The sequence below is a fragment of the Paenibacillus oryzisoli genome (assembly GCF_001653565.1).
Lineage (GTDB): Bacteria > Bacillota > Bacilli > Paenibacillales > NBRC-103111 > Paenibacillus_E > Paenibacillus_E oryzisoli.
In genome coordinates, this window is sequence record NZ_LYPB01000048.1 from 14456 (window position 1) to 39606 (window position 25151).

Annotated in this window: 25 protein-coding genes and 3 pseudogenes; 20 read left to right on the top strand and 8 right to left on the bottom strand. The window is 43.9% G+C overall.

The window, feature by feature from the left end; genetic code table 11:
* Positions 1-136 precede the first annotated feature (136 nt).
* Together A8708_RS04895 and A8708_RS04900 are read left to right on the top strand one after the other, a co-directional pair.
* Complete coding sequence (locus A8708_RS04895; protein ID WP_068662404.1) at positions 137-919, top strand: alpha/beta hydrolase family protein; 783 nt, start codon at positions 137-139, stop codon at positions 917-919.
* Between the two features lie 194 nt (positions 920-1113).
* Complete coding sequence (locus A8708_RS04900) at positions 1114-1509, top strand: DUF5412 domain-containing protein (protein ID WP_068662405.1); 396 nt, start codon at positions 1114-1116, stop codon at positions 1507-1509.
* 286 nt (positions 1510-1795) lie between these two features.
* Here the strand turns inward: A8708_RS04900 and A8708_RS04905 are convergent, their stop codons facing one another.
* Positions 1796-2647, bottom strand: coding sequence for an NAD-dependent epimerase/dehydratase family protein (locus A8708_RS04905; protein ID WP_068662406.1), 852 nt, complete (start codon positions 2645-2647; stop codon positions 1796-1798).
* A 290-nt stretch (positions 2648-2937) separates the two neighbouring features.
* The gene (locus tag A8708_RS36740) at positions 2938-3069 is read right to left on the bottom strand and encodes a hypothetical protein (RefSeq protein WP_275667869.1); all 132 of its coding nucleotides are present in this window, start codon (positions 3067-3069) and stop codon (positions 2938-2940) included.
* A 223-nt stretch (positions 3070-3292) separates the two neighbouring features.
* Here A8708_RS36740 and A8708_RS04910 point away from each other — a divergent pair, with 223 nt between their 5' ends.
* Positions 3293-4237: a sigma-70 family RNA polymerase sigma factor gene (locus tag A8708_RS04910; RefSeq protein WP_068662407.1), complete on the top strand. Its 945-nt coding sequence runs from the start codon at positions 3293-3295 to the stop codon at positions 4235-4237.
* 54 nt (positions 4238-4291) lie between these two features.
* Positions 4292-4732, top strand: a complete 441-nt coding sequence (locus tag A8708_RS04915; RefSeq protein ID WP_068662408.1) for a carboxymuconolactone decarboxylase family protein — start codon at positions 4292-4294, stop codon at positions 4730-4732.
* Between the two features lie 411 nt (positions 4733-5143).
* Here A8708_RS04915 and A8708_RS04920 read toward each other — a convergent pair whose 3' ends face one another.
* Positions 5144-5620 carry a hypothetical protein gene (locus tag A8708_RS04920; protein ID WP_068662409.1) on the bottom strand — a complete coding sequence of 159 codons (477 nt, stop codon included), beginning with the start codon at positions 5618-5620 and terminating at the stop codon, positions 5144-5146.
* 871 nt (positions 5621-6491) lie between these two features.
* On the opposite strand from A8708_RS04920, the gene A8708_RS04925 reads away from it, so the two are divergent.
* Entirely contained in the window at positions 6492-7475 is a 984-nt protein-coding gene (locus A8708_RS04925; protein ID WP_082927280.1) for an alpha/beta fold hydrolase, read from the top strand.
* A 530-nt stretch (positions 7476-8005) separates the two neighbouring features.
* A pseudogene (locus tag A8708_RS37050) lies at positions 8006-8101 on the top strand (oxidoreductase); the annotation flags it as partial.
* A gap of 365 nt (positions 8102-8466) precedes the next feature.
* On the opposite strand, the gene A8708_RS04935 reads toward A8708_RS37050, so the two are convergent.
* On the bottom strand, positions 8467-8892 hold the full coding sequence (locus tag A8708_RS04935) for a MerR family transcriptional regulator (protein WP_239696540.1): 426 nt from the start codon (positions 8890-8892) through the stop codon (positions 8467-8469).
* A 45-nt stretch (positions 8893-8937) separates the two neighbouring features.
* Between A8708_RS04935 and A8708_RS37055 the strand changes: the two genes are divergently transcribed.
* A complete protein-coding gene (locus tag A8708_RS37055) occupies positions 8938-9048 on the top strand; it encodes a winged helix-turn-helix transcriptional regulator (protein ID WP_157264557.1) in 111 nt (36 codons plus the stop codon).
* Positions 9049-9053: 5 nt separating this feature from the next.
* Here the strand turns inward: A8708_RS37055 and A8708_RS35245 are convergent.
* Positions 9054-9302: pseudogene (locus A8708_RS35245) on the bottom strand (IS110 family transposase); the annotation flags it as partial.
* A gap of 405 nt (positions 9303-9707) precedes the next feature.
* Here A8708_RS35245 and A8708_RS04945 point away from each other — a divergent pair.
* The 11 genes and pseudogenes from A8708_RS04945 (at position 9708) to A8708_RS04995 (ending at position 22006) form a co-directional block, all read left to right on the top strand.
* The gene (locus tag A8708_RS04945) at positions 9708-12410 is read left to right on the top strand and encodes a LuxR C-terminal-related transcriptional regulator (RefSeq protein WP_068662414.1); all 2703 of its coding nucleotides are present in this window, start codon (positions 9708-9710) and stop codon (positions 12408-12410) included.
* Positions 12411-12639: 229 nt separating this feature from the next.
* Entirely contained in the window at positions 12640-13299 is a 660-nt protein-coding gene (locus A8708_RS04950; RefSeq protein WP_068662415.1) for a hypothetical protein, read from the top strand.
* A gap of 281 nt (positions 13300-13580) precedes the next feature.
* Entirely contained in the window at positions 13581-13715 is a 135-nt protein-coding gene (locus A8708_RS37060) for a hypothetical protein (protein WP_420848530.1), read from the top strand.
* Between the two features lie 56 nt (positions 13716-13771).
* On the top strand, positions 13772-14875 hold the full coding sequence (locus tag A8708_RS04955) for an IS110 family RNA-guided transposase (RefSeq protein ID WP_420848531.1): 1104 nt from the start codon (positions 13772-13774) through the stop codon (positions 14873-14875).
* Between the two features lie 477 nt (positions 14876-15352).
* On the top strand, positions 15353-15898 hold the full coding sequence (locus tag A8708_RS04960) for a hypothetical protein (protein WP_204787468.1): 546 nt from the start codon (positions 15353-15355) through the stop codon (positions 15896-15898).
* 272 nt (positions 15899-16170) lie between these two features.
* Complete coding sequence (locus A8708_RS04965; protein ID WP_068662417.1) at positions 16171-16425, top strand: hypothetical protein; 255 nt, start codon at positions 16171-16173, stop codon at positions 16423-16425.
* A 159-nt stretch (positions 16426-16584) separates the two neighbouring features.
* A complete protein-coding gene (locus tag A8708_RS04970; RefSeq protein WP_068662418.1) occupies positions 16585-17121 on the top strand; it encodes a GrpB family protein in 537 nt (178 codons plus the stop codon).
* 201 nt (positions 17122-17322) lie between these two features.
* Complete coding sequence (locus A8708_RS04975) at positions 17323-18012, top strand: DUF4304 domain-containing protein (RefSeq protein ID WP_068662419.1); 690 nt, start codon at positions 17323-17325, stop codon at positions 18010-18012.
* A gap of 224 nt (positions 18013-18236) precedes the next feature.
* Positions 18237-19222: pseudogene (locus A8708_RS37165) on the top strand (IS110 family RNA-guided transposase); the annotation flags it as partial.
* A gap of 271 nt (positions 19223-19493) precedes the next feature.
* Positions 19494-20558: a bifunctional transcriptional activator/DNA repair enzyme AdaA gene (locus A8708_RS04990; protein ID WP_068662421.1), complete on the top strand. Its 1065-nt coding sequence runs from the start codon at positions 19494-19496 to the stop codon at positions 20556-20558.
* Positions 20555-22006 (top strand): MFS transporter, encoded by a 1452-nt coding sequence (locus tag A8708_RS04995; RefSeq protein WP_082927281.1) that lies wholly within the window; start codon positions 20555-20557, stop codon positions 22004-22006. The genes A8708_RS04990 and A8708_RS04995 overlap by 4 nt, the downstream gene beginning before the upstream one ends.
* 41 nt (positions 22007-22047) lie before the next feature.
* Here the strand turns inward: A8708_RS04995 and A8708_RS05000 are convergent, their stop codons facing one another.
* The 3 genes from A8708_RS05000 to A8708_RS05010 form a co-directional block, all read right to left on the bottom strand.
* Positions 22048-22398: a DoxX family protein gene (locus A8708_RS05000; protein WP_068662422.1), complete on the bottom strand. Its 351-nt coding sequence runs from the start codon at positions 22396-22398 to the stop codon at positions 22048-22050.
* A gap of 17 nt (positions 22399-22415) precedes the next feature.
* The gene (locus A8708_RS05005) at positions 22416-22886 is read right to left on the bottom strand and encodes an HXXEE domain-containing protein (RefSeq protein ID WP_068662423.1); all 471 of its coding nucleotides are present in this window, start codon (positions 22884-22886) and stop codon (positions 22416-22418) included.
* Between the two features lie 292 nt (positions 22887-23178).
* Positions 23179-23754, bottom strand: a complete 576-nt coding sequence (locus tag A8708_RS05010; protein WP_068662424.1) for a TetR/AcrR family transcriptional regulator — start codon at positions 23752-23754, stop codon at positions 23179-23181.
* 196 nt (positions 23755-23950) lie between these two features.
* Between A8708_RS05010 and A8708_RS05015 the strand changes: the two genes are divergently transcribed.
* Together A8708_RS05015 and A8708_RS05020 are read left to right on the top strand one after the other, a co-directional pair.
* The gene (locus tag A8708_RS05015; RefSeq protein WP_157264551.1) at positions 23951-24739 is read left to right on the top strand and encodes a serine/threonine protein kinase; all 789 of its coding nucleotides are present in this window, start codon (positions 23951-23953) and stop codon (positions 24737-24739) included.
* A 202-nt stretch (positions 24740-24941) separates the two neighbouring features.
* A complete protein-coding gene (locus tag A8708_RS05020; RefSeq protein WP_068662425.1) occupies positions 24942-25124 on the top strand; it encodes a hypothetical protein in 183 nt (60 codons plus the stop codon).
* Positions 25125-25151 lie beyond the last annotated feature (27 nt).

Below are 25151 nucleotides of genomic sequence, written 5' to 3' on the forward strand. Positions count from 1 at the left end.
CAACGATACCAGGCGCTTACATCAAGGAAGCTTGTCCAGTTTATGGGCGCAAGAACCAAAGAAAGATAGTGATTTCCATGGATTTCCTTTATATAATGAGGAGAATATATGATCGTAATTGGGAGGACGGTAGTCGATGGGTGCGATAGAAACGAATAAGTTCAATCATGAATTAGTGGATCATATCCCGATCATCTGGGAGGAGCCGGATGGGGAGCGAAATGGGCACCTAGTCATCTGGCTTCCGGGGCTGACCGGCGGCAAGGACGGACTACGTCCACATCTGCGGATGTTCGCTGACGCTGGCTTCATAGCTTTATCGTACGATCCTTACGAACACGGAGAGCGGATGAGGGAGAGCCGCGAGTTGTTTATCGGTAAACTAAGAAGTAACAAGCGCCGTTATTTCTGGCCGATGATAGCAATGACGGCGGAGGAATATCCGCGAGTGATCGACTGGGCGGTAGAACGATTTGGGCTGACCGGCAGCGTGATGGCCGGGGGCATCTCGATGGGCGGCGACATCGCCTTGGTAGCGGCAGGGCTAGACAATCGGATCACCGCTGTCGCTGCCTGCATCTCAACGCCAGATTGGTTACGTCCGGGTACGGATGAAGAAGAGAGCCATCCGGATACGTACGCCTGGAATTGTTATCACCGCTGCAATCCACTCTCGAATACGAGCAAATATGAACATGCTCCCGCGATTCGCTTCCTGAACGGGGCGAAAGATGGTCATGTGCCTCCCGACGGAGCTCATAGATTTAGGGCGGCGGTGTTGAACCATTATGCGGCATGCCCAGAACGTTTCGAGATTACCGAATTCGATGCCGCTCATCAATTTACCGATGGCATGTTGAACGGCGCACTAGACTGGTTCGTCCGGCACACCGCAAATTCCGGCTCCCAAAAGGTTTAAATTCCCATAAATTCTGAGCTATCGGGTACGACAGCTCCATAAACTCCACAAGTAGGCTGCCAAAAATGATGATCGGCAACCTCGTCGCGCTAACTGGGAACGAGAGTTTAAACAAGTGAAGTCAACAGCAAGATAAAACGCCTGCCAATATGAACTAGGTCATTTTTAGTGGAGGAATATGGAGCACTTAAACGATGATCAAAATATTATTTCTGAAATTACGAGAACTAAAAAAAGTACTTAAATTTATAATTTCAATTGTATTGTTGCTCATTTGTTTAATTAGTTATGGGATTTACTGGGCTTTCTTTGATATGAATCTTCTCCCGACAGGGGATTTAATTGATCAATCAAGCTCTCCTAATGGCAAATATACAATGAATGCTTACATAACTAGTGGAGGGGCAACGACTGACTTTGCTGTAAGAGCAGAACTTGTTCTCAACAAAAGCTCTAAGAACAAAAAAAATATTTATTGGAATTATAGAGAAGAGAATGCATATATCGAACGGATTGACGATAATACTGTTAGAATTAATGATCATGATTTAAAATTGCCAAATGAGAAATATGATTTCAGGAAAGATTAAGCTTTCTATTAAAGGAATACCACTAACGGTTAACGATATTAAAAGTAGGGAGAAGATAGCCGTGATCAGCAGCTGCTCCCTATTTTATTGAAGTATTGGGCAGGATACTTCAATAAATTTGGTATTCTATACTGAGAATCAAATTCGATCAGGAGGAGCTCTAAGGGGGCTATACTTCCGACAAATATCGCTTCTCCTGTGTATTGGTATAAATTGAATGAAAAAGCGGAGATCAAAAATCTCCGCTTTCTTGAACAGATTCAATTGTTTATTCTATAGCTGCCGCTTAATGAAGCGTCTTAGGAAAACCTTCTCGCCATGAAGCAAACCGCGGACTCCAGCCATTCCGAAGTGCTTTTGCATTAAGCGCTCCACGTTCTCCTCTCATGCTTCCTGGCATTCTCTTGGGTTCAGGAGCGTTAAGGGATTTCGCATAGACTGGCACCCATTCGGTACCCGCTGCTGGATCGCTATCCACAATGTTATATGTTCCTGTGGGCCATTCCAGTGCCAAAACAGCTGCAAATGCGGCGTCTTCTGTATGCACAAAAGAAGTGACGCCGTCATTAGCTGGCAAGTTCCCAAGCCGAACTTGCTCTGCGAAAAATCCATTTGAATCGTACCAGGTCCCTTCACCGTAAAGCACGCCATATCTAAGAATGACATACTCCAACATTTCCGCAGTGGTTTTTTCCAACGCATGAACACCGTTCACGCTTGTGAGTTGCGGTTCCAGAGCCTCAAAGTCTAGTGGACAATCCTCCGTTGCCGGCCCTTCTCCGGGAGCATAGGTCATTGTGATGCTTTGCGAGATCATCCGGCGAACGCCAGCGGCGAGCGAAGCATCCACTAAGTTTCTCGTTCCTTCCACGCGAATTCTTGCATTGGCGGATGGATCCATAGCCTGCAGCGAAGTCAGTTGGTGAATGACTATCTCTGGGGAAGTTTCGGCAAGTACGCTGAACAGATTCTTGCGATCATATACATCCGCTAGGACGAATGAAGCACCAGCTTTCATTAAACTTTCAGCATGCTCTGGATTACGTATTAGCCCAATCACTTCATGTCCCTTTTGTACAAGCATCGGAATGAGTACCCTCCCGATGACACCACTTGCTCCAGCAACTAAAATTTTCATTTTTTACTGCCTCCTTTATCTATTTTTAATTAAGACCAATCTGTTATCGCATTTGTGACAAAAGATGCGATAAGTGCTACATTAATATTCTTTACGCGGAACGATAGCACCACGACATGAAGGTAAACGACTACACGATCGGTTACTTTTGTTCGTTGAAATAAAGGAATAGAGAATCAGTTATTGGGGATAATACCCCAAAAATAATTGAAAGATTTATGTATGGCGCTCCACCTCGGCGAGAACTACAGGCCCTGATTCTGATGGCATATATCCGTAATCATTGGCCATTAAGCTAGAACCGCGCTTGCTTGCTCCGGCAGCTTCGACCCAATCGTCGTTCGTGCTTCTTCAATCGTTTGCTGCCCGTTCGCACATCCGTTCATCGCCTTGACGACCTCGTCGCGCACGAAGCGTTTCACGAACTGATTGGCCGCCCTTTCGGAATTTTCAGAATGCGCAGGTGGATCGCTTCGGAAGGGATATCGCCCTTGGCTAGGGTGGCGCCCTGATATTCCCAGCACATCTCGATGCGTCTGCTTGCGTTCCGGAACTTCTATATGTCATTATATCCGGGAGGGGCGCTCTGTAAATCTATCACTTGTAGAATTTAATAAATTAAATAGAGATAAGGAGTTGAAAGGGATGTTGGATATGTCGACGGTCGAATCGTACCGTCCTCTGCTTATGACGCTCGCCTATCGGATGCTCGGTTCCTTAAGCGAAGCGGAAGACATCGTGCAGGATGCGCTGGTCGATTATGCGATGACTGCGGATCGCGCCAGCATCAAGCACGAAAAAGCTTATTTGGTTCGAATGGTCACCAACAGATGCTTGAAACTGAAGCAATCCGCGCGCAAACGCCGAGAGTTCTACGTCGGGCAGTGGCTCCCGGAGCCTGCCATTGCCGATGGCGGGGGCGGCAGTGCGGCCGCCGCGCTCGGATCAGAGACCGGAAAGAACGGGAATCCTGCCAATTACATCGAGCGGCAAGAGAACATCACATACGTGATGCTCGTCATGCTAGAGAGGCTGACTGCCGTCGAACGCGCCGTCTTCCTGCTTCGCGAGACACTCGACTTCGACTATGGGGAAATCATGGACATCGTGCAGAAGTCCGAAGCGAATTGCCGCAAAATTTTCAGCCGGGCAAAACAAAAGCTGCAAGGCGGCGGCGCGGAAGCGATCGATCCCATGCGGCGCAACGAGGAACAAGCATGGGCTTTCGCCAAGGCGTTCATGCAGGCGGCCGAGACTGGAAATTCGTCCGCGCTCGTGGACATGCTGGCGCATGATGCCGTAATCGTAACCGATGGTGGCGGGAAAGCCCGTACGGCGACCAATCCGATTGAGGGCAGCGAGCGCATCGCAGCATTCTTTATTGGTAACGCGCGCAAAGGCACGATGGGCGATTCGTTCATGCCCGTCGACGCGAGCGGGCAACCCGGCCTTATCGTTATCCAGAACGGCCAGCCGGCCATGGTCATGGTGTTCGGTTGGGACGTGAAAAGGCGGATTTCGCGCATTTTTATTATTTTGAACCCTGACAAGCTTGCAGGTGTCACAAACCAATTCGCCGCTTGGTCTTAGATAGTGAAAGTCGATGCAAGCAGGTCGGCACTACTATTTAAGGAGTGATTGGCAATGGAACCAAGAATGTTGTTGAGAGAGGTAAACCCTGCGGCTTTCGCGGCGATGGTCGGACTCGAAAAATTTCTGGATGGCGCAAGTCTCGACAAAAAACTAAAGGAGCTTGTAAAAATTCGCGCTTCGCAACTCAACAGATGCGCCTTCTGTCTCCATATTCACGCAACAGACACCCGCAAGCTGGGTGAAACGGAGGTTCGCATCTACATGCTTAACGCTTGGCGCGAAACGACTTACTTCACCCCACAAGAGCGCGCGGCGCTGGCGTTGACGGAAGCCGTGACCCTGGTAGCCTCCAATCACGTTCCGGACGACGTTTATGAAGAAGCGGCCCGCCACTTCAGCGAGCAGGAAATCAGTGAGCTGCTGATGACAATAATCACGATCAACAGCTGGAACCGTATCGCAATCACGACGGGTTTGACCCCTCCGGCATAATGGATGGCTTTGGCGCCTGGATTTATGGCGGGCGCTGCAACCCGGAAAAATCGAGTTAGAGCGGCTCGGGGAGCCCTGGTTGGCGTTCTATGGACTTCGATCTTCAGTGCTTGAGACTTGTATCATACTACAGCCATGTTCGTTGCAGAGCAAAGCGGATACAACTTCAAACAAAGCAAGGGAAATGGGATGAGAGGCTATTTGAACAAAAATCTGGAGATAAACGATAATAGAGTAATTTTTATAGTATAACGCATGATAACATCCCACTATTGGAGAACGATAAATGAATGACAACAGTGGCAGTCTAGGACTTTATTTTCTTGTCCTTGGCTGCCGTTGCTTTATATTAATGCTTCAGTCTAAAACTTACTTTACAAAAGTTGCCGTTTCTTCGATTCAAAAACACCGCTAAATCAACAACTCTAATCTACTTATTTTCTGCATACAGCAGACGACCAAGCAAGCGAACTTACCATGGATGCGTGGTGTACCACCAGTTACTGCTCGAAAGAAGCATACTTGATGAGAACTGTTTTTACCTGAGAGCTCCGACCAGTTAAACTTACCTGTAAATATTAATTCACCATTCCCCGCAGGAAGGTTATAAACTCCATAAATAGCAATAATAGGCGGGGATTCGATATAAGTTCTTGATAAGGTGGAATATACTTTGACTTCAATTATATCTCCTGCTGCTAAAGCGTCCTCTTTCGTTTCCCAATAACTTATGTAACCGAACTCATTTGTTATATTTTCTCCCAAGAATGTAATACCTTTAAATCCCTTTAACGATTGATGGACTAAGTTAGTCTTCTCCGCCCATTGCTCTGCGAAAGATAGGGGGGCATGAGGTCTTAATCTAAACATACTTAATCTAGCGTACATAAGAGATCTCCACCTTCAACTGTCGATATTTAAAATTTTATGTTAGAACAGTTCAAAAAGTGTAATTTAAATTGTTAATTTTATGGAAAAAAATCACCTATAAATTGAGGAATCTAAGCTGTTTGTATATCCAGAGCTACATGTTAGCCATTCACCCCGTTAACGGGCAGATTACGCTGATACTTGGTGAGTGCAATAATTTGATAGTTTATGGAACACAAACAATCAATTCAAATCTTCAAGAAGTACAACAACAAAATAAATCTACTCTGATTGGACAGCCAGCTAATCCAAAGAATTTATCAATAATCTCAAACCCCAACATCAATTACATTGTCATGTGATCCAATAATGGAGTGACATAGTGGTCTGCCCACTTATAATGGTCCTTGTGACGGCTTACTTAATGGCAAGAAGATGTTGCTTCTTAAAAATTATAAATTCTGATTCAAAAGATAACTACATGGTATCTCCGGTTACCCATGCAAGCGATTCATATGCTTGACAAAGATCACTTTCATGGCGAACGATCAAAATTATATCCTATGCAAGTGAGTATGCCTGTAGAGTCATTGCTTACGAGATACCCTCCCAGCAACTTTCAAAGAACTTTGTTAAGTCATGCCGGAGCTGTAATAGCCAGGCTGACCAGACTTTTGTCTAGCGGAGTGTGGGACCAAGGACAGGTTTAATTAACTTTCGAGCTTGCTATGATGTATGTATCAACTTATTTCAAATATCACAACGGTATGATTTAGCAAGAATAATCGGTTCCATTTTATTTCATCGGGGACACAGTAACCGACAGGGAGAGTTACATGATTAACCCACTTACATTTCAGTGGTTACAGAATTCTAGGGAGGGTCAATAGTGAAGAAGAAAATACTAAAGAGAATAGGTTATTGTTTGGGAGGAATTGTTGGTCTTTTTGTATTAGCTGCTCTAGTTGTAGTTATCAATCACAAAATCCATTTGAGCAGGGAAGATGCATTAGTTAAGCCAATGGGGCAAATGGTTTCAGTAGGTGGACATAAAATGAGTATCTATACAGAAGGTCAAGGAAATACCACCCTGGTATTTCTGGCAGGAGGCGGAACAGCCTCCCCTATATTAGATTTTAAAAGCTTATATTCTCGATTAAGTGATAAATATAAAATCGCAGTACCAGAAAGAATAGGGTATGGTTACAGTGATGTTGCGGACGTTCCAAGAGATCTTGATACCGTATTGGAGGAGGACAGACAAGCGTTATTATTAGCCGGTCTGAAACCTCCCTATGTATTAGTTCCTCATTCTATTACGGGATTGGAGTCAGTTTATTGGGCTCAAAAATATCCAAAAGAAGTATCTGCCATTGTAGGAATAGATGTAGGTACTGTAAATGCTTATTTCGACCCCACTGGTCCGAAAATAGCTGATTTTATAACTAAAATAAAGATACTGGCATTTGCAGAACGTATGGGAATAACACGTTTTATCCCATCCATGGTTGAAAGCGAAGCGGCAATAACGTCAGGGGACCTGACAGATCATGAAAAAGATGTTTACAGAGCAATATTTTATAGAAGAACGAATACACCACCAATGGTGGAAGAGATAGTGGATCTTATGGATAATGCTCATAAAGTAGATGCATTGCCAGCGCCACAGTTACCAGTATTGTTTTTCATATCAAATGGTGACGGAATTGGTCTTGGTTATACGAAAGAACAATGGCAAGGGTTCCAAATATCTTACCTTTCAAAAATAGCTAATAGCAAGTATGTATTAATGGATGACTACGGACATTATCTTCAAGATTTTGCACCTGATGCACTTGCACAGAAAATCAAAGAATTTATACCAGCTAATTAACTGATGTACACGAAATTTGACGTCCAAATCGCCTGCTGGTATATGAGGCAACGGGATTCGCAGAACTTGCGGGTCCGGTCCGGCGAATCCAAACTAAGTTAAAACTTTACAATGAAAAAGTGATTAGGATTCGAGATATTAAACTTGACTTTATTCAACTTTAATCATTGTACTAACGAGGTACGTTTGTTCAATAAACAACAAAGTGAGGCTGCCGCGATTTTATCGGCAGCCTCATTAAGCTATCGGGCAGCATTCCTATTACGAGGAAATATGAGGTTTGAGAAATAAAAAGACTCCTTGATATGATGTTTATGGGTCCCTGATGCTGGCCAACGTCGGATCCAAAAACAAAACCAAAGGAGACTACAACATGCTTTCACTGAAGAATCGAGGGCATCGGGTAAGCAACGGCTCTTTTGTTGGCTAAAAACGAGCAAAAGTTGTGCTAACAGCACGAAGGGAAGATCGGTTGAAGGCGATTGCTGAACAAATACAACAGAGAGGGGGTAGCGCGGTATACGTTGGTTCACGTCAATATTAAGGGTATTCTGTTCGGAATCGCTGCAGTGCTGCCTACGAAGAGAGAGCAGCAATCTGGACATATTATTTCCGTGTCGTCTGTTGAAGCTATTCCTTTCATGCTTCTATGTTGCCTGATAGGGAACAGGAAGATGATCTGGCTGCGGCAGTTTATCCGAAAATTCATGAGGTGTTGCATTAAATGGAATCGTTGTTTGAAAAAGATGGAAGTTAGTGGCTTGAAGTGTAAAACTTCCTAAAAGGCGTTAACTGCTTAGATCAAATGCTTTTCTTTTGGAATCTAATTCTGACAAGGCTAACCATAAGCAGTATTATTGGGAAACCCACAATGAATATGGGGAAAATAACTGACTTCCAGAACTGAGGAAACCAGTTTAAGACATTACTATTTCTAGGCATAAAAGCGATCATAAAGATAACGAGTGCAGATCCCCATACCCTTGAGCTTTTATAGGGACATGTCAAATTCCGAAGATTGAGGCATTTCGCCTTTATGAATCGAATCATATTTGGATAATTTATAATTTACCGCTTCAAATGCACGGTCTAATTGGCGCTGCTGCTTTTTCAGCACCTTTTTGTGCTCTTCCAGGATAGCCCTTCTTTCCTGTATGGTGGACTCCCCTTGAAGGGCCAGCTCAACAATATGCTTTAACTGGGCTACAGGCATTCCTGTCACTCGAAAGCACGTCATTAAATTGATCCATTCCAGGTCTTTCACTTCAAAAACCCTGTTCCCATTAGCATCTCTTTGAATAAAAGGGAGCAACCCTTCTTTATCGTAATACCGGATGGTATGTGCTGGAATGCCCAGCTTGTCAGAGGCATCTTTTATTGTGAAGCTCATGTCTGTTTCTCCTTTCAGATTCAACATCTCGGCGCTATAAGCCGAAGTGATTTATTTCGTTTATTGTAGACGATAAAGTGCGCTTTAAGTCCACAAAGAAACGGCAATCAGCGAGTCGCCTATGCGGTCATACCTCCTAAGGTGGAATATTCGATTACGGAATACGGCCGTACTTTGGATTAAAGAACAGTCGGTTCCATACCAACGATAACTTGCGATAGTTTATATGAAGCTAACAAATCGCGAATCCAAAGGTCGAGGGATTTGAATCCATCCTCGTCATTACTAAAAACTAATGAATTGCCGAGAGCGACCCCACGGAAGATAACGGCTCTAGCAACATGGGCCTCCTGAGCAATATCTACACCCACAACAATATGATTAAAGGTAATGTTTTCAATGAGCTGATTTTGCTTATGTTGTGATTTAAACTTCATAGTAGAGCGTCCTCCTGGATGATGGAATTAAAGGGCTTTTGACCCGCTGCGTACTTCCATCGTACAGAGGCGCTCCTTTTTTACAAAGCTGAAATTTATCCATCTACAGGAATCTAACGGGCAGAATTCTCGAATGGAAATGTCTTACATAAACATTGTGAATGCTTTATAATGACAGTTAATACGAAACCACTTAACCAGCTGTGCAGTGTCATCTACCTGAAACATGGAAAAAGATGACTAGCCAAGCAATTGAACAAAAACGCAATAAACAGGGAGCAGCTCACCCGTAGCAACTGCTCCCTGTTTGCGTTAATGATAGAATCTACAGATGAAAACAGAAACATTCATTCAGGAGATTCTAATGGAGATGAAATGATAGAGAATGGGGAACTAAATTAAGTTATGAATAGACCGATATTAATGACAAAGTTGTATATCCCCGTACCCCAGTCTAGAGTTGTTCTTCGATCGCGCCTGATCGAACAACTAGATAAGGGTCTGGACCGCAAGCTGACCCTCATCACTGCCTCCGCTGGTTATGGCAAGACTAGGCTGATCAGCGAATGGATTGCCGGATGTGATCTTCCTGTCGCATGGTTGTCACTGGATGAAGGGGATAACGAAGTTGCAAGTTTTCTGACTCATGTTATCGCTGCTCTGAGTACGATTATCGAGGATATTGGAGGAGAAGTGGTTGGTACACTCGAATCCCAACAACCGCCGTCAACCAAATCGATTTTAAGGATCCTAATCAATAAAATCTCAGCCCTTACATACAAATTCGTTCTAGTTCTAGACGATTTCCACGTGTTAAGTAACAAACGAATCGACGATGCTCTTGCATTTCTGCTTGAGTATCTACCGCGACAAATGCACCTGGTCATTGCGACACGTGAACATCCACAACTACCGCTGAGTCGGTTGCGAGCACTCGGCGACTTGACCGAGTTGCGTGCCGCAGACCTGCGCTTTACTACCAGTGAAGCAGCCGAATTCTTCAGCCAGGTGATGGATATGGCTCTTTCGACAGATGAAATAACTGCGTTGGAGAGACGTACCGAAGGCTGGGTAGCTGGGCTCCAACTGGCGGCGCTCTCGATGCAGGGGCTCGAGGACATTCCAGGATTCATTCGGGTATTCTCTGGAGACAACCGGTTCATCGTAGACTATCTAGTTGAAGAAGTTCTGCGTCGTCAGCCGGAGCATATCCGGAACTTCTTACTTCAAACCTCCATTCTCGAACGGTTGTATGGCCCACTGTGCGATGCCGTTACTGGTCAAGAGGATGGCAGCTTGCGGTTGGAGGCTCTGGAAAGAGGCAACTTCTTTGTCGTCCGCTTGGATGACAAGCGCCTATGGTATCGCTATCATCACCTCTTTGCCCAGGTGCTATATACACACTTGAAGGCGGATCAATCTGATCGGATAGCTGAGCTCCACTGGCGTGCCAGTGTATGGTACGAGCAGAATGGCTCAGTGACTGATGCGATTCGTCACGCTCTAGCCGCCAATGATTTCGCGCGAGCGGCGAACCTGATTGAGGTTGCCTGGCCAGCAATGCGGAAACTTCGACAAGGGCTTGCTATATTGGGTTGGCTTAAGATGCTGCCCGACGAGTTGATTCGCTGCAGGCCTGTATTGAGCGTCGAGTATGCTTGGGCGTTAATGGCTGGTGGGGAGTTTGTGGCCGTTGAGGAGCGGCTCCGTGACGCCGAGCGCTGGCTGGAGTCTACCAAAGACATTCACACAAGAATGGCTGAAATGATCATCATGGATCATGAGGAATTTCATCATCTCCCAGCTACTATTGCTGGATATCGTGCCGCACGTTCCCAGGTGATGGGTGATATACCAGCTGCCATACAATACGCTCAGCGAGTGCTCGATCTCGTACCCGAGGGAGACCACCTTCGGCGTGGTGCTGCATTAGCGCTCTTGGGATTGGCTGCTTGGACGAGTGGTGATCTCGAAAAAGCCTATCGCATGTTCGACGAGGGTATGGCTGGAGTCCTGCTTGCTGGCAACATATCAGACGCGATCGCGGGCACGATTACTTTGGCTGATATTCGGATGGCCCAAGGCCGAATGCGCCAATCAATGTATGCCTATGAGAGGGGATTACTGCTTTCTGCGGAGAATGGAGAGCCAATACTACGCGGCACCGTAGAAATTCACATGGGAATTAGCGTACTCTATTGCGAGTACAACGATCTTCATGCAGCAGAGTATCACCTGCTGAGAAGCAAGGAACTAAGCGAGACCACGGGCTGTTCGCAAAACAGTTATCGATGGCACACCGCAATGGCTCAAATATTAGAGGCGAAAGGTGATCTGAACGGTGCGTTATCCCTTCTCTTAATGGCGGAGCGGTTGTATAGAAGTGACTTTTTCCCCAATGTGCGCCCAGTCTCTGCTGTAAAGACTCGCGTTTGGATCAAACAAGGGAAAGTGGACGATGCCCTCGACTGGGCCCGGGAACATGCGTTATCCGTTGAGGACGATCTTTCCTACCTTCGCGAATTCGAGCACATCACTTTAGCTAGGGTACTACTGGCTCAATACAAGCGGGATCGTATGGCCCGGTCGATTATTGAGATACTAGGACTTCTAGAGCGCCTGTTCCATGCAGCGGAAAAAGGAGGGAGGACGAAGAGCGCAACCGAAATTCTGATCTTGCAAGCACTTGCTCACCATATTCAAGGCGCTATTCCTGCTGCGCTTGTGTCATTGGATCGCGCGTTAACCCTAGCTAGATCAGAAGGCTATGTACGTATATTTGTTGAAGAAGGCGAGCCGATTGTCACGCTGCTTAAAGCTGTCTTGGGACAGGGAGTGCATATTAATTATATCCCTCAGCTTTTAAACGCCATTGTCAAAGCCAAAAGCAATGAGACTGTTAAACAGGTGCTAAACGAACCACTAAGCGTTCGAGAGCTTGAGGTTCTACAGTTATTCCGATCTGAATTGAGTGGCCCAGAAATTGCCCGCGAACTCCATGTATCACTGAACACTCTACGGTCTCACACCAAGAATATGTATAGCAAACTTGAAGTGAATAACCGCAGGGCTGCAGTCCGTCGAGCAGAAGAGTTGGAATTGTTCTAGTCGAGCCCGCATCCAAAGCCCCAACACTCGTAAGGTTAGCGAGCAGTATTGGGGCTTTTTTCTATGCAATCTTCTGATTGACATTTTATTAGAAAAATCACCACATGTGGTGATGCGATTTCTTACACGAACGTGTATCTTAATTTTAGAAAGAAGAAAATCATGAAGAGGGCATGAGCCGAAGATCAGAAACAATTCAGACCATATTTTTGAAGGAGGAGACACATGTATGAATACTACTGGTAATGCAGGAAGTAAAAACAATCTCACAGCCCCAGAAATCATTCGTCGGTCAGGTTTAGCAGCTATGTTGGCAGGGATCTTATTCATCGTGATACAGATGATGCATCCAGCTGATACTCTCTCATCCGTGAATACCAATGCTTGGACAATTACCCATTACTTAACCATCTCCATGAGTCTGCTCGCTCTGGTTGGTATTACGGGGATCTTTGTCAGGCAACTGGAACATGTCGGGTGGCTTGGTTTAGCTGGCTATCTCCTGTTTAGCTTCGAGTTTGTACTACTAACGGCCCTTACCTTCATCGAAGCTTTTATCTTGCCGTTGCTCACGACCGAAGCACCGACGTTTGTGGAAGGGTTCTTAGGGCTTTCAAGCGGAGCAGGCAGCAAGTTTGAACTCGGAGCTCTAGTTGCAGTGGGACCGGTATCGGCGGTAGCGTATTTACTTGGAGGTCTGCTGTTTGGTATCGCAACGCTTCGCGCCGGAATCCTATCGCGTGCGGCAGCTGGCTTACTTGCCTTTGGAGCAGTAGCCTCCCTTGCTGCTGCCGTACTCCCGCACGAGCTCGGGCGGATAGCAGCTTTTCCGATGGGGTTAGGACTGGTCTGGTTGGGATACTCACTTTGGTCTGAAAAACGGATATAACTGACAGGCACAATGAAGATGGCGAGGTCGAATAACCTTTGAAGCCATATGTAGATGGATCCGATTATTGTGTAATTTAAATACGAGTGATCGTTCATCTAATGGTGAACGATAGCTGATTAATACATTAACATTATGGCAGCTGATGATCGGCTGCCTTTTCCACGCTAAACATTCCTGTTAAGGCTAAGAAATGGCCTTTGTCAAAAAAGGAGCGCCTCGGTATGATGGGTTTGTCGACGGGTTCGTAACCCAATACCATCAAGGAGGCGCTCTTACTTATGAAGTTTAAACAATCTGACGGACAAAATCAACGAATAGAACGAATTACTACATCTCATCTTGTCGTTGGTATAGACATCGCGAAGGATACTCATGTAGCACAAGAGCACAAGCAACAAATTTTCGTTGAATAGTACTCTCTAAGCGGCACCTCTCATTTTCAAACACAATAGAAGGATTCGAAAAATTAATGAGATGGGTTGAAGGAATTGGACAGAAAAATTCTTTAAAAGGGCTCATTATTGGTATGGAGCCGACAGGGCATTACGGATTAAACTTGGCAAATTGGCTCTCAGATAAGGGGATAAGCGTGGTTATGGTAAACCCAGCCACTACCAAACGAAACAAGGAGAACCGCGATAATTGCCAATCTAAAAATGATCCTAAAGATGCACTAGTTATTGCGGACGTGATCAGCCGAGGTTTCTACTATGAGTACTCACGACAGGCCGTTGTCTTTCAAAGGTTACGAACAATTATGAGTGATCGGGAATACTGGGTGACGAACAGTGTACGGCTGCAGAACCGAATCATCCGTTGGGTAGATATTCACTTTCCTGAGTATTTTTCTGTGTTTAAAGATTGGTCCTGCAAGCGCTCCATGGCTACCCTTAAGGAATTCCCTTTTCCGCAGGATGTCGAGTCCTTATCCACCTCAGTCGTAATCACAAGTTGGAAAAGGCATATGCAGCGAGCCGGTGGTTCTACGGGCATACAGAAAGCTGAACAACTCATTTCTCTAGCAAAGAGAAGTATATGCGATACGACTGCCGTTCATGAAGCGAAGCAGGATTTGGAGCGATTATTACAAGAGTTTGAAAGAAATTCTGAGATACTGGATAGGATTGAAAAGAATATACAAGAACTGCTAAGCGAAATACCTATAGCCAACCAGCTTCGTTCTATTAAAGGACTAGGTTTAATTTTTACAGCGGCTATTCTTTCAGGAGCTGGTGACCTAAGACAATACGCACACGGTCGTCAATTACTGCGTAAAGCCGGTCTGAATCTAGCTGAAAGCACGTCTGGAAAACGCAAGGGGCAGATCATACTCTCTAAAAGAGGAGATGCTGCACTACGAAAATATCTATATCTGGCTACGATTCAACTCGTTGGGACTAATCCCGTGTTCCAAAAATTGCATGAGTATAATGTCCAAATCAAGCATATGAAGAAGCAACAGTCTGTATTTAAACTGCTTGGAAAACTAGCAAGAATTCTTATTAGCATTGTTCAGAAGGGAGAAACTTTTTCTCCTGAGATAGCTGCCCCAGCATTTATGCAAGCTGCTTAAGTAGAACACACAATCACTTGGATTGACTCATTCGCAGGATTCAAAAAGAAAGCACGGAGAACAGAGTTACTTCCCGGCAAGGGCTTTTGACCCGTCCGCTAAACGCTATCGGTCTCCACGCCTTGGTCAGGTGTAACGAAGGAATGTAAGGGCATAGACCCGTCGAGCCATGGGATGGTGAGCACCAAGGAAATGGTGGAGTATGCGTGCAGAATAACAGCACTTGGAGAAATGTTCCAGAGCGTTTCTTCTGTTCCCGCATATCCAAAATTGGAACGAAGAGTCTAATAAGCCTACTTTCCGGACGACAACTGATATCCAGGTCAATGGAATCCTGCGAATGAGTGAGTAAAAGTGAGATAAACCCTTAAAACCGAGGGACGGGCAGTAGAGCTTGGCGGCGCTTCGGGAGGATAGTTCAAATTCTTGGCGAATAACTAAAGTCAGTTCACGAAATAGAAGTCCATTTTGGTGGTGATGATAGGTGTGAAAAGCATATGCTATGTGGTTTTGCCTGATAATTTGTTTTTAGATGATAATAATATGGTTTATACTTTTGTAAAAAATCATATTATTAATTATTATTCCGAGTTAGAAGTTGAGCCTTACAAAAAATTCTTTTCTGAAAAAGAAACTTTAGAAATTGCTAAACGAAAAGGATTTAGTAATTTATCCGATTTTGAAGAATACCTAGAAAATAATAAAAATGATGATGGAATAGAGAATGGATTATACTTCTGGAATACCACGTTTAATGAACAAGGGCGCTGGGACGGCTTTCGGCTTGATGGATTAAAAATAGGATATGATTTAATGAATGAAGTACCATATTCTGTAGTTACTCCAGATGGTAATTGGCATTCTGAGAGGGACTATGGTTACAAACCAATTTTAGATTTCAATAACGGTTTTAAGCAACATTCAGACAACATTGAGCCCAGAAAAAAGTGGATAGAGTATTTAGATAGCTTTTATAGAGAGTATAAAGGTAAAAACTTTGCTATTTTATTCGTCCACTCATAGGGTATAAGCGTGTATTGGGCATTTGATATATTTCATTTCGTGCTACAGACGGGTATAAAACTGTGATTCATTACGTAACAGACTAAACTAACGGCGAACTGTTTGTTCAAAACACAGCAATGGGAGGCTGCCGGCACGATCGGCAGCCTTTCGCTCAACGGGCAGAATAATGCAACTAATATAAAGCAGTATGTATTTTACATAAAAAGGTATATCATCCGTAATAACGAGTATAAACGAAGAATGTACTTTTACTCTTAGGGGGAAGAGCTGTGAAGAGAGGATGGTCGAAGTCACTTATAATAGCGGTGATTGGGGCAGTTGTGTGGATATTTAGTTCAGTAATAGGCTTGTACATTCAGATAACCTCTACACCATTCCAACCAACATTTGAGGAAGCTCTTGAACCCCATAGTCCAGCTCCATTTTTTATATGTTTGGTAATTGCAGGCATTGGCTTTGTAGTTGCTATTATATCAGGTATTAAATATCTATTAGATCGATTAACGCATCGTTTAGACAAATAAGTTAACCAGTAACTGATTAAGCTAACAAGCAGAACGTTTGTTCAATATACAACACAATGGGGAAGCTGCCGGCAATATCGGTAGCCTTTCGCTCAAGTAACGGGCAGGATTCTTCAATATCGTGATAAGATATGAGCATATAAGTAGATAGGAGGAAGTATGGAGAAACAAGTGGTTATTGAAGAATACAACGAAAAATGGGTTTTCGAATACGAGCAGGAAGAAAGAATAATCAAGGATGTATTGGCTGATAAAGCAATTGCTATAGAACATATTGGGAGCACTTCTGTTCAGACGCTAGGGGCCAAACCGATTATTGATTTCATGGTCGGAGTAAGTGATCTAAATGAAGTAGAAGAATTTATTGAAGCTTTAGCGAAAATAGGATATGAACATGTGTATCATAAAGAACTCCCTAACAGAAGATTCTTTAGAAAAGGTCAATGGAGAGCAGGAACGCATCATCTGCATATATACAATTATGGAAGCGAAGAGTGGAAAAACAATATTATATTTAGGGATTATTTAAGAACCTATCCCGATGTCCTAATGCAATACAATCAATTAAAAAAAGAACTCGCAGAAAAATATCGAAATGATAGGGCTGCTTATACTAAGGCCAAAAATCCATTCATCACTGATGTGATTCAAAAGGCCAAATTGAGTGAGAAAGATAAACTTGATTCGTTCCGCTAACTTAGGAACGTTACTTAAATACACAGCAATGGGAGGCTGCCGGCAAGATCGGCAGCCTTTCGCTCACCTAACGGGCAGCATTCCTGATAAAGTTAAGGTGAATATCAAAATAAGAAAACAGACTACTGAAGAAACTCTGTAGGTTCTCCCTAGGAAGTACGTATGTAATAAAAAGCATAGATATAGATTGGTGGAAGTTATATGAGTGAAAATATACTTACTAGTAGTGAAATCAACCAGATTTACAAGGAAATAATTGTGGATGTGTACGAAGCATTAAAGCCCTTAGGTTTTAGGAAAAAAGGTGTTTTGAACTTAGTAAGGATTGATGGATGTATGTACCAGAAAATGAATTTCCAGAAACATACGTACAGTCCATTAATGACGCTTAATGTAACTTTTCGCCCGCTTTTTCTTAAAAATACTGAAGATAATACGCTTGAATCAAGTAAACGCTTATGTTTCTTTGAATCAGATTTACATAACTGGTACGAAATACAATTAAACTATAAAGAGACATCTAACAAAATAATTAAATTAATTATCGATAAAGTTCTACCATATTACGATGGTTTAAATACCTCTAAATTGGTTTTAGAAAAATTATCAGAACTTCCAAGTTATCTCCATCAACAATTGATTTTGTTTTCGGCCTTAAAAGAACACGATTCAGAGATAAGTTCGAGATACTTGGATATAATTCTTCAAGGATTGCATGATCATAAAAAGGATGTTGAAGGTATTAATAGTGATGTCAGTGGCTTTAATAATGGAATAAAGTACTATAGTGATTTAAAGCTTATGGTTGATAATAAAAACTTTGCTGAGATAGATTTACTTTTATTGGGTTATGAAGGTGAATTTTTGAAAAAAGTAAAAAAGTTCTTTTAAGTCGTTCTCTGAGTAAAAGAGAATAGTTTAGGATCTGCTTCGTGGCAGATCCTCTTGTGTTCATTAAAGTAAACGGGCAGCATTCCTATTTTGAGGAAATACGGGGTTTGAGAAATAAAAAGACTCCTTGGTATGATGTTTATGGGTCCCTGATGCTGGCCAGCGTCGGATCCAAAAACAAAACCAAAGGAGACCACAACATGCATTCTACTTAAAATGATCGAATTAATCAAATCACTTTTTCCACCTTAATTATCGGAGTCGATATCGCAAAATTTCGACATGTGGCGAGAGCTCAAGACTTCCGCGGGGTCGAGTTCGGGAAGGCACTTACATTTGAAAACAATCGAGAAGGCTTTGAATTATTTGTGAGCTGGTTCAGGAAGATTGCGACGGAGCAAGGGTTCAAGGAGGCTATTGTTGGTATGGAACCAACGGGTCACTACTGGCTAAACCTAGCCCATTTTCTTAAAGAAGAGCAAGTAAAATACGGCGTAGTGAACCCACTACACGTGAAGAAAAGTAAAGAATTAGATGACGCAAAAGTGATTGCACAGTTGGTCAAAGACGGGAGATACGCTGTACCGAGCCTTCCTCAAGGTGTTTATGCCGAACTGAGGGAAGCCATGAAAATTCGCGAGCACCTAACAACTGACCTTTGTGTTGTGCAAGCACGTGTCCATAACTGGTTAGATCGTATTTCCCAGAGTTTCTGACGGTATTTAAGGACTGGGAGTGCAAGTCTGCTATCCAACTGCTAAGTCTTAATATACTGCCGCATGAGCTTGTTTCTTTGCCAGACGAGACGTTGCTGCAACATTTAAGAGAAGCTGCAAAGCGTGGGCTTGGTCTAGGTCGAATACAGAATCTGAAGGCAGCAGCCAGCCGTTCTGTTGGCATCAAACAAGGCTCCGAGTTAGCTAAAATGGAGCTAAAGTTACTGCTGACACAATACGAATGGCTTCAGAACCAACTTGAGGAATTGGGAGTAAAGCTGGATGAACTTCTATTGCAGATTCCTCATGTGAAGCAAGTATTGGCCATGAAAGGAATTGGCCGGGATACAGTCGCTGGCTTTCTAGCCGAGGTAGGAGACATTGACCAGTACCGACATCCAAAGCAGATCGCAAAGCTCGCTGGACTGAACTTGAAAACAAATTCATCCGGTACACATACAGGACAAACCAGGATAACAAAGAGAGGCAGGAAAGAGGGAGTTAATTTTGGCAGTGTGTGATTACTTGAATACAAAGATTATAGATGCCTATTCCAGTGCCTCATTGTGACAGTGCTAATATTCTCAATTGATGGATGTAAGGGAATATTATTATTGCGACCACCAACCAAGTTAGTCAAATATACCAGCATAGAAAAAAATCAATGCCCGATTTTCGGCGGAACTATTTTTCGGAAACGTTATAATCATAATTGTATTCTGTAAGGGCTTGAAATTCAAAACTGCATTAAAGAGGAGGAGCAGAATGATACCGACCGACAGTAAACTCGTGTATTACCAGGCGCTTATCGATAAAAAGTCCGAGTATGAAGGCATTTTCTATGTCGGAGTTAAGACAACCGGTGTGTTTTGCCGACCTACATGTCCGGCAAGAAAACCTAAGTTTGAGAATTGTGAATTTTATAAGACAGCCAAGGAAGCCCTTCTGGCATCATTCCGACCCTGCCAGCGCTGCCGTCCGCTATCTCATCCGGGCCATGTCTCGGAGCTGGTTCGTAAGCTAGTAGGCGCGGTGGAAGAAAACCCGGAACACCGCTGGACGGACGAAGACTTCCAAAAATTATCCGTGGATGCCTCAACTGTGCGCCGCCAGTTCAAGAAGAGGTTCGGAATGACTTTTGTTGAATATGCAAGAGCTCGGAGAATGGGAATAGCCTTGAAGCATATCCGAGCAGGCAGCCCGGTCATCGAAGCACAGATATCCGCAGGTTACGAATCCGGCAGCGGCTTCAGGGATGCTTTTTCGCGCATTATGGGTTCAGCACCTGCTGGGCTGGGCAATCAGCAGATTTTAAAGGCATCGTGGTTGGATACGCGTCTTGGCCCGATGATCGCAATCGCTGATGAACAAGCGCTATATTTACTCGAATTTATAGACCGCAGAGGATTGGAGCGAGAGATCGAACGTCTGAGAAGGAAGACAAAATCCGCGGTCATTCCGGGCAGCACACCGCCGATCGATTCGATTGAAAGGGAACTCAGGGATTATTTCGAAGGCAAGTTAACAGAATTCAAAACGCCTGTGAAACTAATTGGATCGCCTTTTCAGAAGCAGGTGTGGGAACAATTGCGGGAAATTCAACCGGGTCAGACGACTTCGTATGGCGACATTGCCTCGGCGCTTGGAAAACTAAGTGCTTATCGTGCCGTAGCCCAAGCAAATGGAGCCAACCAGGTGGCGATTGTGATTCCATGTCACCGTGTTATCAACTCGAACGGCGACTTGGGCGGTTATGGAGGAGGTTTATCTCGGAAACAATGGCTGCTTGACCATGAGAAGAATGGGAGCGTGGAGGAGGACATAGGATGATGAAAATCAAGCAGTCGGGCAAATGGTACATTTTATTCGTGGTTACACTTGTGTCATTTATTACTAATCTAGACGCTACGATTGTGGTTAACGGTCTCCCTTCGCTTATGGAGGACTTGCATCTTTCGATTGGAACGGGGATGTGGACGATCACCTCGTTCTACATTACGAGTACAGTATTCCTCCTTCCTTCCGGCCGATGGTCCGATATATTCGGTACCAAACGCATTTTTCTATGGGGGTTCGCTTTGTTCACGATTGCTACTTTTTTTTGCGGTATGTCAGACTCCGGCCCAGTTCTGATCGCGGCTCGCCTTCTGCAAGGTACCGGTGCTGCCATGGCGATGGCGGCATCCACTCCGATCTTGATAAAAACATTTCCCTCTAATAAACTTGGGGTCGCACTTGGCATTAACAACATCGCATGGGTGACGGGCTCTCTCATTGGTCCTGTTGTCGGAGGTGTACTAATCAGCGAATTTGGATGGCGTTCCATGTTCTACGCGGTCGTTCCGATCGGCATCGTTGGTTTAGTCGCCGGTATTGTAATTCTAAAGGATGATAAATCGAGCGAAAAAACGAAGACTGACTGGCTCGGCGTGTTGACGTACGGAACGGGTTTAACCGCACTGCTTATCGCCTTGTCCGAGGCCCAGACTTGGGGATGGGTATCGGGAAGAACGTTCGGACTGTTCGCAGCAGCGCTGTTCCTATGGATTGCCTTCGTTTTCATTGAGAAGAAAGTTAAGCATCCATTGTTTCATTTGGGTCTTCTCGCTTCTCGGGAATACACCATAGGGCTCGGAATCACAATAAACTACTGTATCGGTTATTTCGCCGTCACCATTTTGCTAACGTTTTATTTGCAAGGTGCACTACACCTCAGTCCATTAGAATCGGGGTTGTTGCTGATTCCGCTGTCAGTTCCCCAACTGTTCACAGCTCCATTCGGAGGTAGGCTTGCCGATCGTATCGGCCCCGTAAGAATGATTTTGCTGGGATCGTTTCTAATCGGTCTCGGGCTACTGATGCTTGGACAGCTCGGCCCCAAGCTGTCGAATATAGCTGTCATTGCTCCGCTTTTGATCATTTCTGCAGCGACCGGACTTTCCTGGCCATCACTTGCAAAAGCAGTACTATTAGCCGCTCCGCAAGAGCAAGCGGGTTCTGCATCAGGTATGTTCTGGACCGTATACAACATGTGCCGGGCTATTAGCCAAGCGCTTGCATTGGCAGTTGTTCAGTTAGTGGCCAAGTCAGATGTGACTTCACAATTGTTTTCTAGAGCCGAGGGTTATGAGTTGGGTCAATCGAACGATGCCCTGATTCAAGCTTCTAACATTGGTTTCCGATTCTTCGCAGTCTTTCTCGCACTCGCAGTAGTGCTTGGACTATTTTTACTACGACCGCAGCACAAGACCGCAAGGGAAACAGCAAACATGGAGTAGAGTGTGGCAGTATTAGTTCATCAAGGAAAATAAAGTTCTCGTCAAGCGGCCGTCAAACAAACCAAATACGCCAATGCGAGGCAGAGCACCAGAACTGCCGCCATCATTTCCTTGAACTCATCCTTGACACGCACATGAGCCGAGACAGCTCCAATCATGGTTAAGATTAGCCCTAAACCGGCTGCCGTTGCCCAATGAGGATAGAAGTAACCTACAGCCAATCCGACCGCCCCGATGAGTTGCACCGTTCCAGTTACGACGCGAAACCATTGCGACAGTTGCAGTCTGTCGAAATTCTGGACATGCATGAGCGATCCGGATACTTTTCCCACACCCGATACCAGGAAAATCATAATCAGAATCATTTGTATGATTGCAGTCGTAATCGACATTTGCCGTCGTCCTCTCCTTATGGTTGTTTGGGTTTTAGAAATAACGTGCCAATGGCACTTGCTCCAATTACTGTTCCAGCAATTAGAGAAACGGTAAGTTCGAGCGTCGTTAATCGGTTGTCTGAGTATATTTGATAGAAGAAGAATACGGTTGATGGAAGTGATAAGGTAACGGCTGTTAGTAAGCCGGGAGAATACTCTTTGTACACGATTGTGGTTACGATATGGAAAAGCGCGTTGATCCCGATATGCAGCTGAAATGCTGCTGCTAATACGACCCAGATGCCGTTATAACCGATAAGGGAGGCTTTATAGGAGACTAACAGGACCAGCAGAATGATGCAAACTTGAATGACGACGTGTTTGTAAGATGACATGGGGGCGAAGTGCCGGGTGGCCCACTTGGAAAAACCGGGGATTTCTTCGATGGTGTGGATAAGCAAGACGACGTACGGTAACCAAAAGACAAGATGAAAGGTAGAGTTCATCAAGTTTATCTCCTCCGTATGAATTAATTGTTTGAACGTTTAAACAAAATTCTACGAAAAAAAATATTTATTTAAGTGCATGTTCAAAAAAATAGGTTTTCAGCACTGAGGCTGGTCGTTCGCCTTACGGCGAACTGCTCGCCATGCATCCTGGAAGGTTGAAAGAAACTTAGGAAATGAAAAGCGGAACGTAGTGGAAGCTACGTGAGCACCGGAAGTTCCGGCTTAATTCAAGATTCGATGTCGAGTCTGCTTCCCGAGATACTTCGTGATCAAAAGCGGACTTTTTGAACTACCTCTTCAATAGATAGGTTTCTATTAGCTCGATTAAAGTAAGATAAGCAGCGTCAATATCGAAGTCTGGATCTGCCATCTGCTCAAGAGCCAAGCCATCGATGGTTATATTGATAATCGATGCCAGCGCCTGTTTATTAATGCTTTCGTTTATCGGTAGCAAGTTCAACGATTTCAGGACTTGCTGTTTACCCGCCTCAAGGCTTTGCTGAATTTCTTTGCGGCCGGCTTCGCTCCTTAAACCGATCGCAAACAGTTCAAAGCGAAGACGATGCCAGTCCGGGTACTGGTGCACCATATTTTTAGGAACGGCCAACGCCTGGCGTATGAAGTTTTCATTCAACGGAATTTCCGAGATCTTGTTCATTTCTTCAATGTAACGTGTGCTTTCCAAATGAAAAATCTCAAACATCAAATCTTCTTTGCTCGAAAAATAATAATTGATCAGCCCTTGCGATATACCGGCTTGTTTGGCAATTTCTTTAGTCGAAGCTTTCTCGAAACCTTGCTCGGCCAACACTTGGTAAGCAGCATCGATGATTTTATTTTTCGTATCTCCAGTTGCACGTTTCATTCACAACACCATCTTTGTTTGAACGTTTAAACAAAGCATATCATGCTGAAATCAAATGTGTCAACGAGTTCTTCCCTGATCGCACCTGCTGTGGAACAACTGCGCTCTTGAATACCGAAAGTTTTTGTCATCCGACAACAGGAGTTGTCGGGTGACAAGAACATAGTCCCATCATGATTTTTCATGGTTACAATCGATTGGAAAAGTTTTTTGTGTATTTGATCAGCAAGACTCAGGCAATATTTGTTTTGGTGTCGAGAAGAACAGTGAAAAACGATTCGTTAAATATGCAGGGTCCAAACCTCTAGATTTTTCAGGGAAACCACAGGATGCAGTTTTACGATTGTCTGCCGCAATGCCGCTGTATACAACTTTAGCTCATTCACATTTAATAAAATTGATTGATCATTTCCACATTCAGGATGGTTATGCAGCAGTATATGAATGGTTTAATGGCGAATGCTTGCACCCACATTGGTTGTTTGCGGAAAAACCAAAACATACTCACCCTGATTCTTCCTTTTATAAGTTCAGACAGTTACCAGTTGAAAAGAGGTTGCAGTCTTTAAATGCTATTTACTCTTTCCACAAGCATGTTGAATTTAAAGGCTATGTAGCGGTTGATTTTTATGATGGTAGCATTATGTATGATTTTGCAAAGGACATAACAAAGATCTGTGATATTGATTTTTACAGAACGTCACCCACTGTCAATGACATAGGAGAAAATTTTTGGGGAGCCAAAAGAACAAAATCTCCTGAGGAATTTATATTAGGTGCAACAATTGATTCAAGAACAAAGGTGTTTACAATGGGAGCAATAGCATTTGGTTTGCTAGGTGGAGAGTTGGATCATTCGTATTCAAAATGGGATGCAAGTAGAACACTCTATGAAGTTGCTTTACGAGCAGTAAGCCATGAACGAGAACTACGATATAGTAATATTCATGAATTTAAGGCTGCATGGGAAGCAGCTCAAATTTGAAATACTAAGGCTGCTAATATGGCAGCCTTGCTTCACTAACGAAAGAACTATAGGGTGGCGATGGAACCGATCTATCGCCTGTTTCGTTTCTGCTCGATCCGCTCAACTATCGGGCAGAATTGTATAGTTAAAGAAGAGGACTATTAAAACTCCTCTCGAATTAATTTTAAATATAAAATAATTGAATTTTGGAGCTGAGAACTTGAATAACATCAATTACAGAAAGTTTGAAGATACTTTATTTCAGGAATGTGCCGTTGCTTTAGAAAACTTCAGTAAATCAGAAAGCAATTTAAAAGTATATGCGTTTGTTTTCGATTGTGATGAGGTTCATGGAAGTATCCTGGCAAGCTTAAAACAGAAGATGGGCTTGCAAAAAGGATAAATGAATATGAAGAAAAGTATAAACATC

What these genes read in the sequence shown, in the direction of transcription:
- A8708_RS04895 (WP_068662404.1), top strand. Translation starts at nt 137, where the DNA reads ATGGGTGCGATAGAAACGAATAAGTTCAATCATGAATTAGTGGATCAT.
- A8708_RS04900 (WP_068662405.1), top strand. Translation starts at nt 1,114, where the DNA reads ATGATCAAAATATTATTTCTGAAATTACGAGAACTAAAAAAAGTACTT.
- A8708_RS04905 (WP_068662406.1), bottom strand. Translation starts at nt 2,647, where the DNA reads ATGAAAATTTTAGTTGCTGGAGCAAGTGGTGTCATCGGGAGGGTACTC.
- A8708_RS04910 (WP_068662407.1), top strand. Translation starts at nt 3,293, where the DNA reads ATGTTGGATATGTCGACGGTCGAATCGTACCGTCCTCTGCTTATGACG.
- A8708_RS04915 (WP_068662408.1), top strand. Translation starts at nt 4,292, where the DNA reads ATGGAACCAAGAATGTTGTTGAGAGAGGTAAACCCTGCGGCTTTCGCG.
- A8708_RS04920 (WP_068662409.1), bottom strand. Translation starts at nt 5,620, where the DNA reads ATGTACGCTAGATTAAGTATGTTTAGATTAAGACCTCATGCCCCCCTA.
- A8708_RS04935 (WP_239696540.1), bottom strand. Translation starts at nt 8,892, where the DNA reads ATGTTGAATCTGAAAGGAGAAACAGACATGAGCTTCACAATAAAAGAT.
- A8708_RS04945 (WP_068662414.1), top strand. Translation starts at nt 9,708, where the DNA reads ATGAATAGACCGATATTAATGACAAAGTTGTATATCCCCGTACCCCAG.
- A8708_RS04950 (WP_068662415.1), top strand. Translation starts at nt 12,640, where the DNA reads ATGAATACTACTGGTAATGCAGGAAGTAAAAACAATCTCACAGCCCCA.
- A8708_RS37060 (WP_420848530.1), top strand. Translation starts at nt 13,581, where the DNA reads ATGAAGTTTAAACAATCTGACGGACAAAATCAACGAATAGAACGAATT.
- A8708_RS04955 (WP_420848531.1), top strand. Translation starts at nt 13,772, where the DNA reads ATGAGATGGGTTGAAGGAATTGGACAGAAAAATTCTTTAAAAGGGCTC.
- A8708_RS04960 (WP_204787468.1), top strand. Translation starts at nt 15,353, where the DNA reads ATGATAGGTGTGAAAAGCATATGCTATGTGGTTTTGCCTGATAATTTG.
- A8708_RS04970 (WP_068662418.1), top strand. Translation starts at nt 16,585, where the DNA reads ATGGAGAAACAAGTGGTTATTGAAGAATACAACGAAAAATGGGTTTTC.
- A8708_RS04975 (WP_068662419.1), top strand. Translation starts at nt 17,323, where the DNA reads ATGAGTGAAAATATACTTACTAGTAGTGAAATCAACCAGATTTACAAG.
- A8708_RS04990 (WP_068662421.1), top strand. Translation starts at nt 19,494, where the DNA reads ATGATACCGACCGACAGTAAACTCGTGTATTACCAGGCGCTTATCGAT.
- A8708_RS04995 (WP_082927281.1), top strand. Translation starts at nt 20,555, where the DNA reads ATGATGAAAATCAAGCAGTCGGGCAAATGGTACATTTTATTCGTGGTT.
- A8708_RS05000 (WP_068662422.1), bottom strand. Translation starts at nt 22,398, where the DNA reads ATGTCGATTACGACTGCAATCATACAAATGATTCTGATTATGATTTTC.
- A8708_RS05005 (WP_068662423.1), bottom strand. Translation starts at nt 22,886, where the DNA reads ATGAACTCTACCTTTCATCTTGTCTTTTGGTTACCGTACGTCGTCTTG.
- A8708_RS05010 (WP_068662424.1), bottom strand. Translation starts at nt 23,754, where the DNA reads ATGAAACGTGCAACTGGAGATACGAAAAATAAAATCATCGATGCTGCT.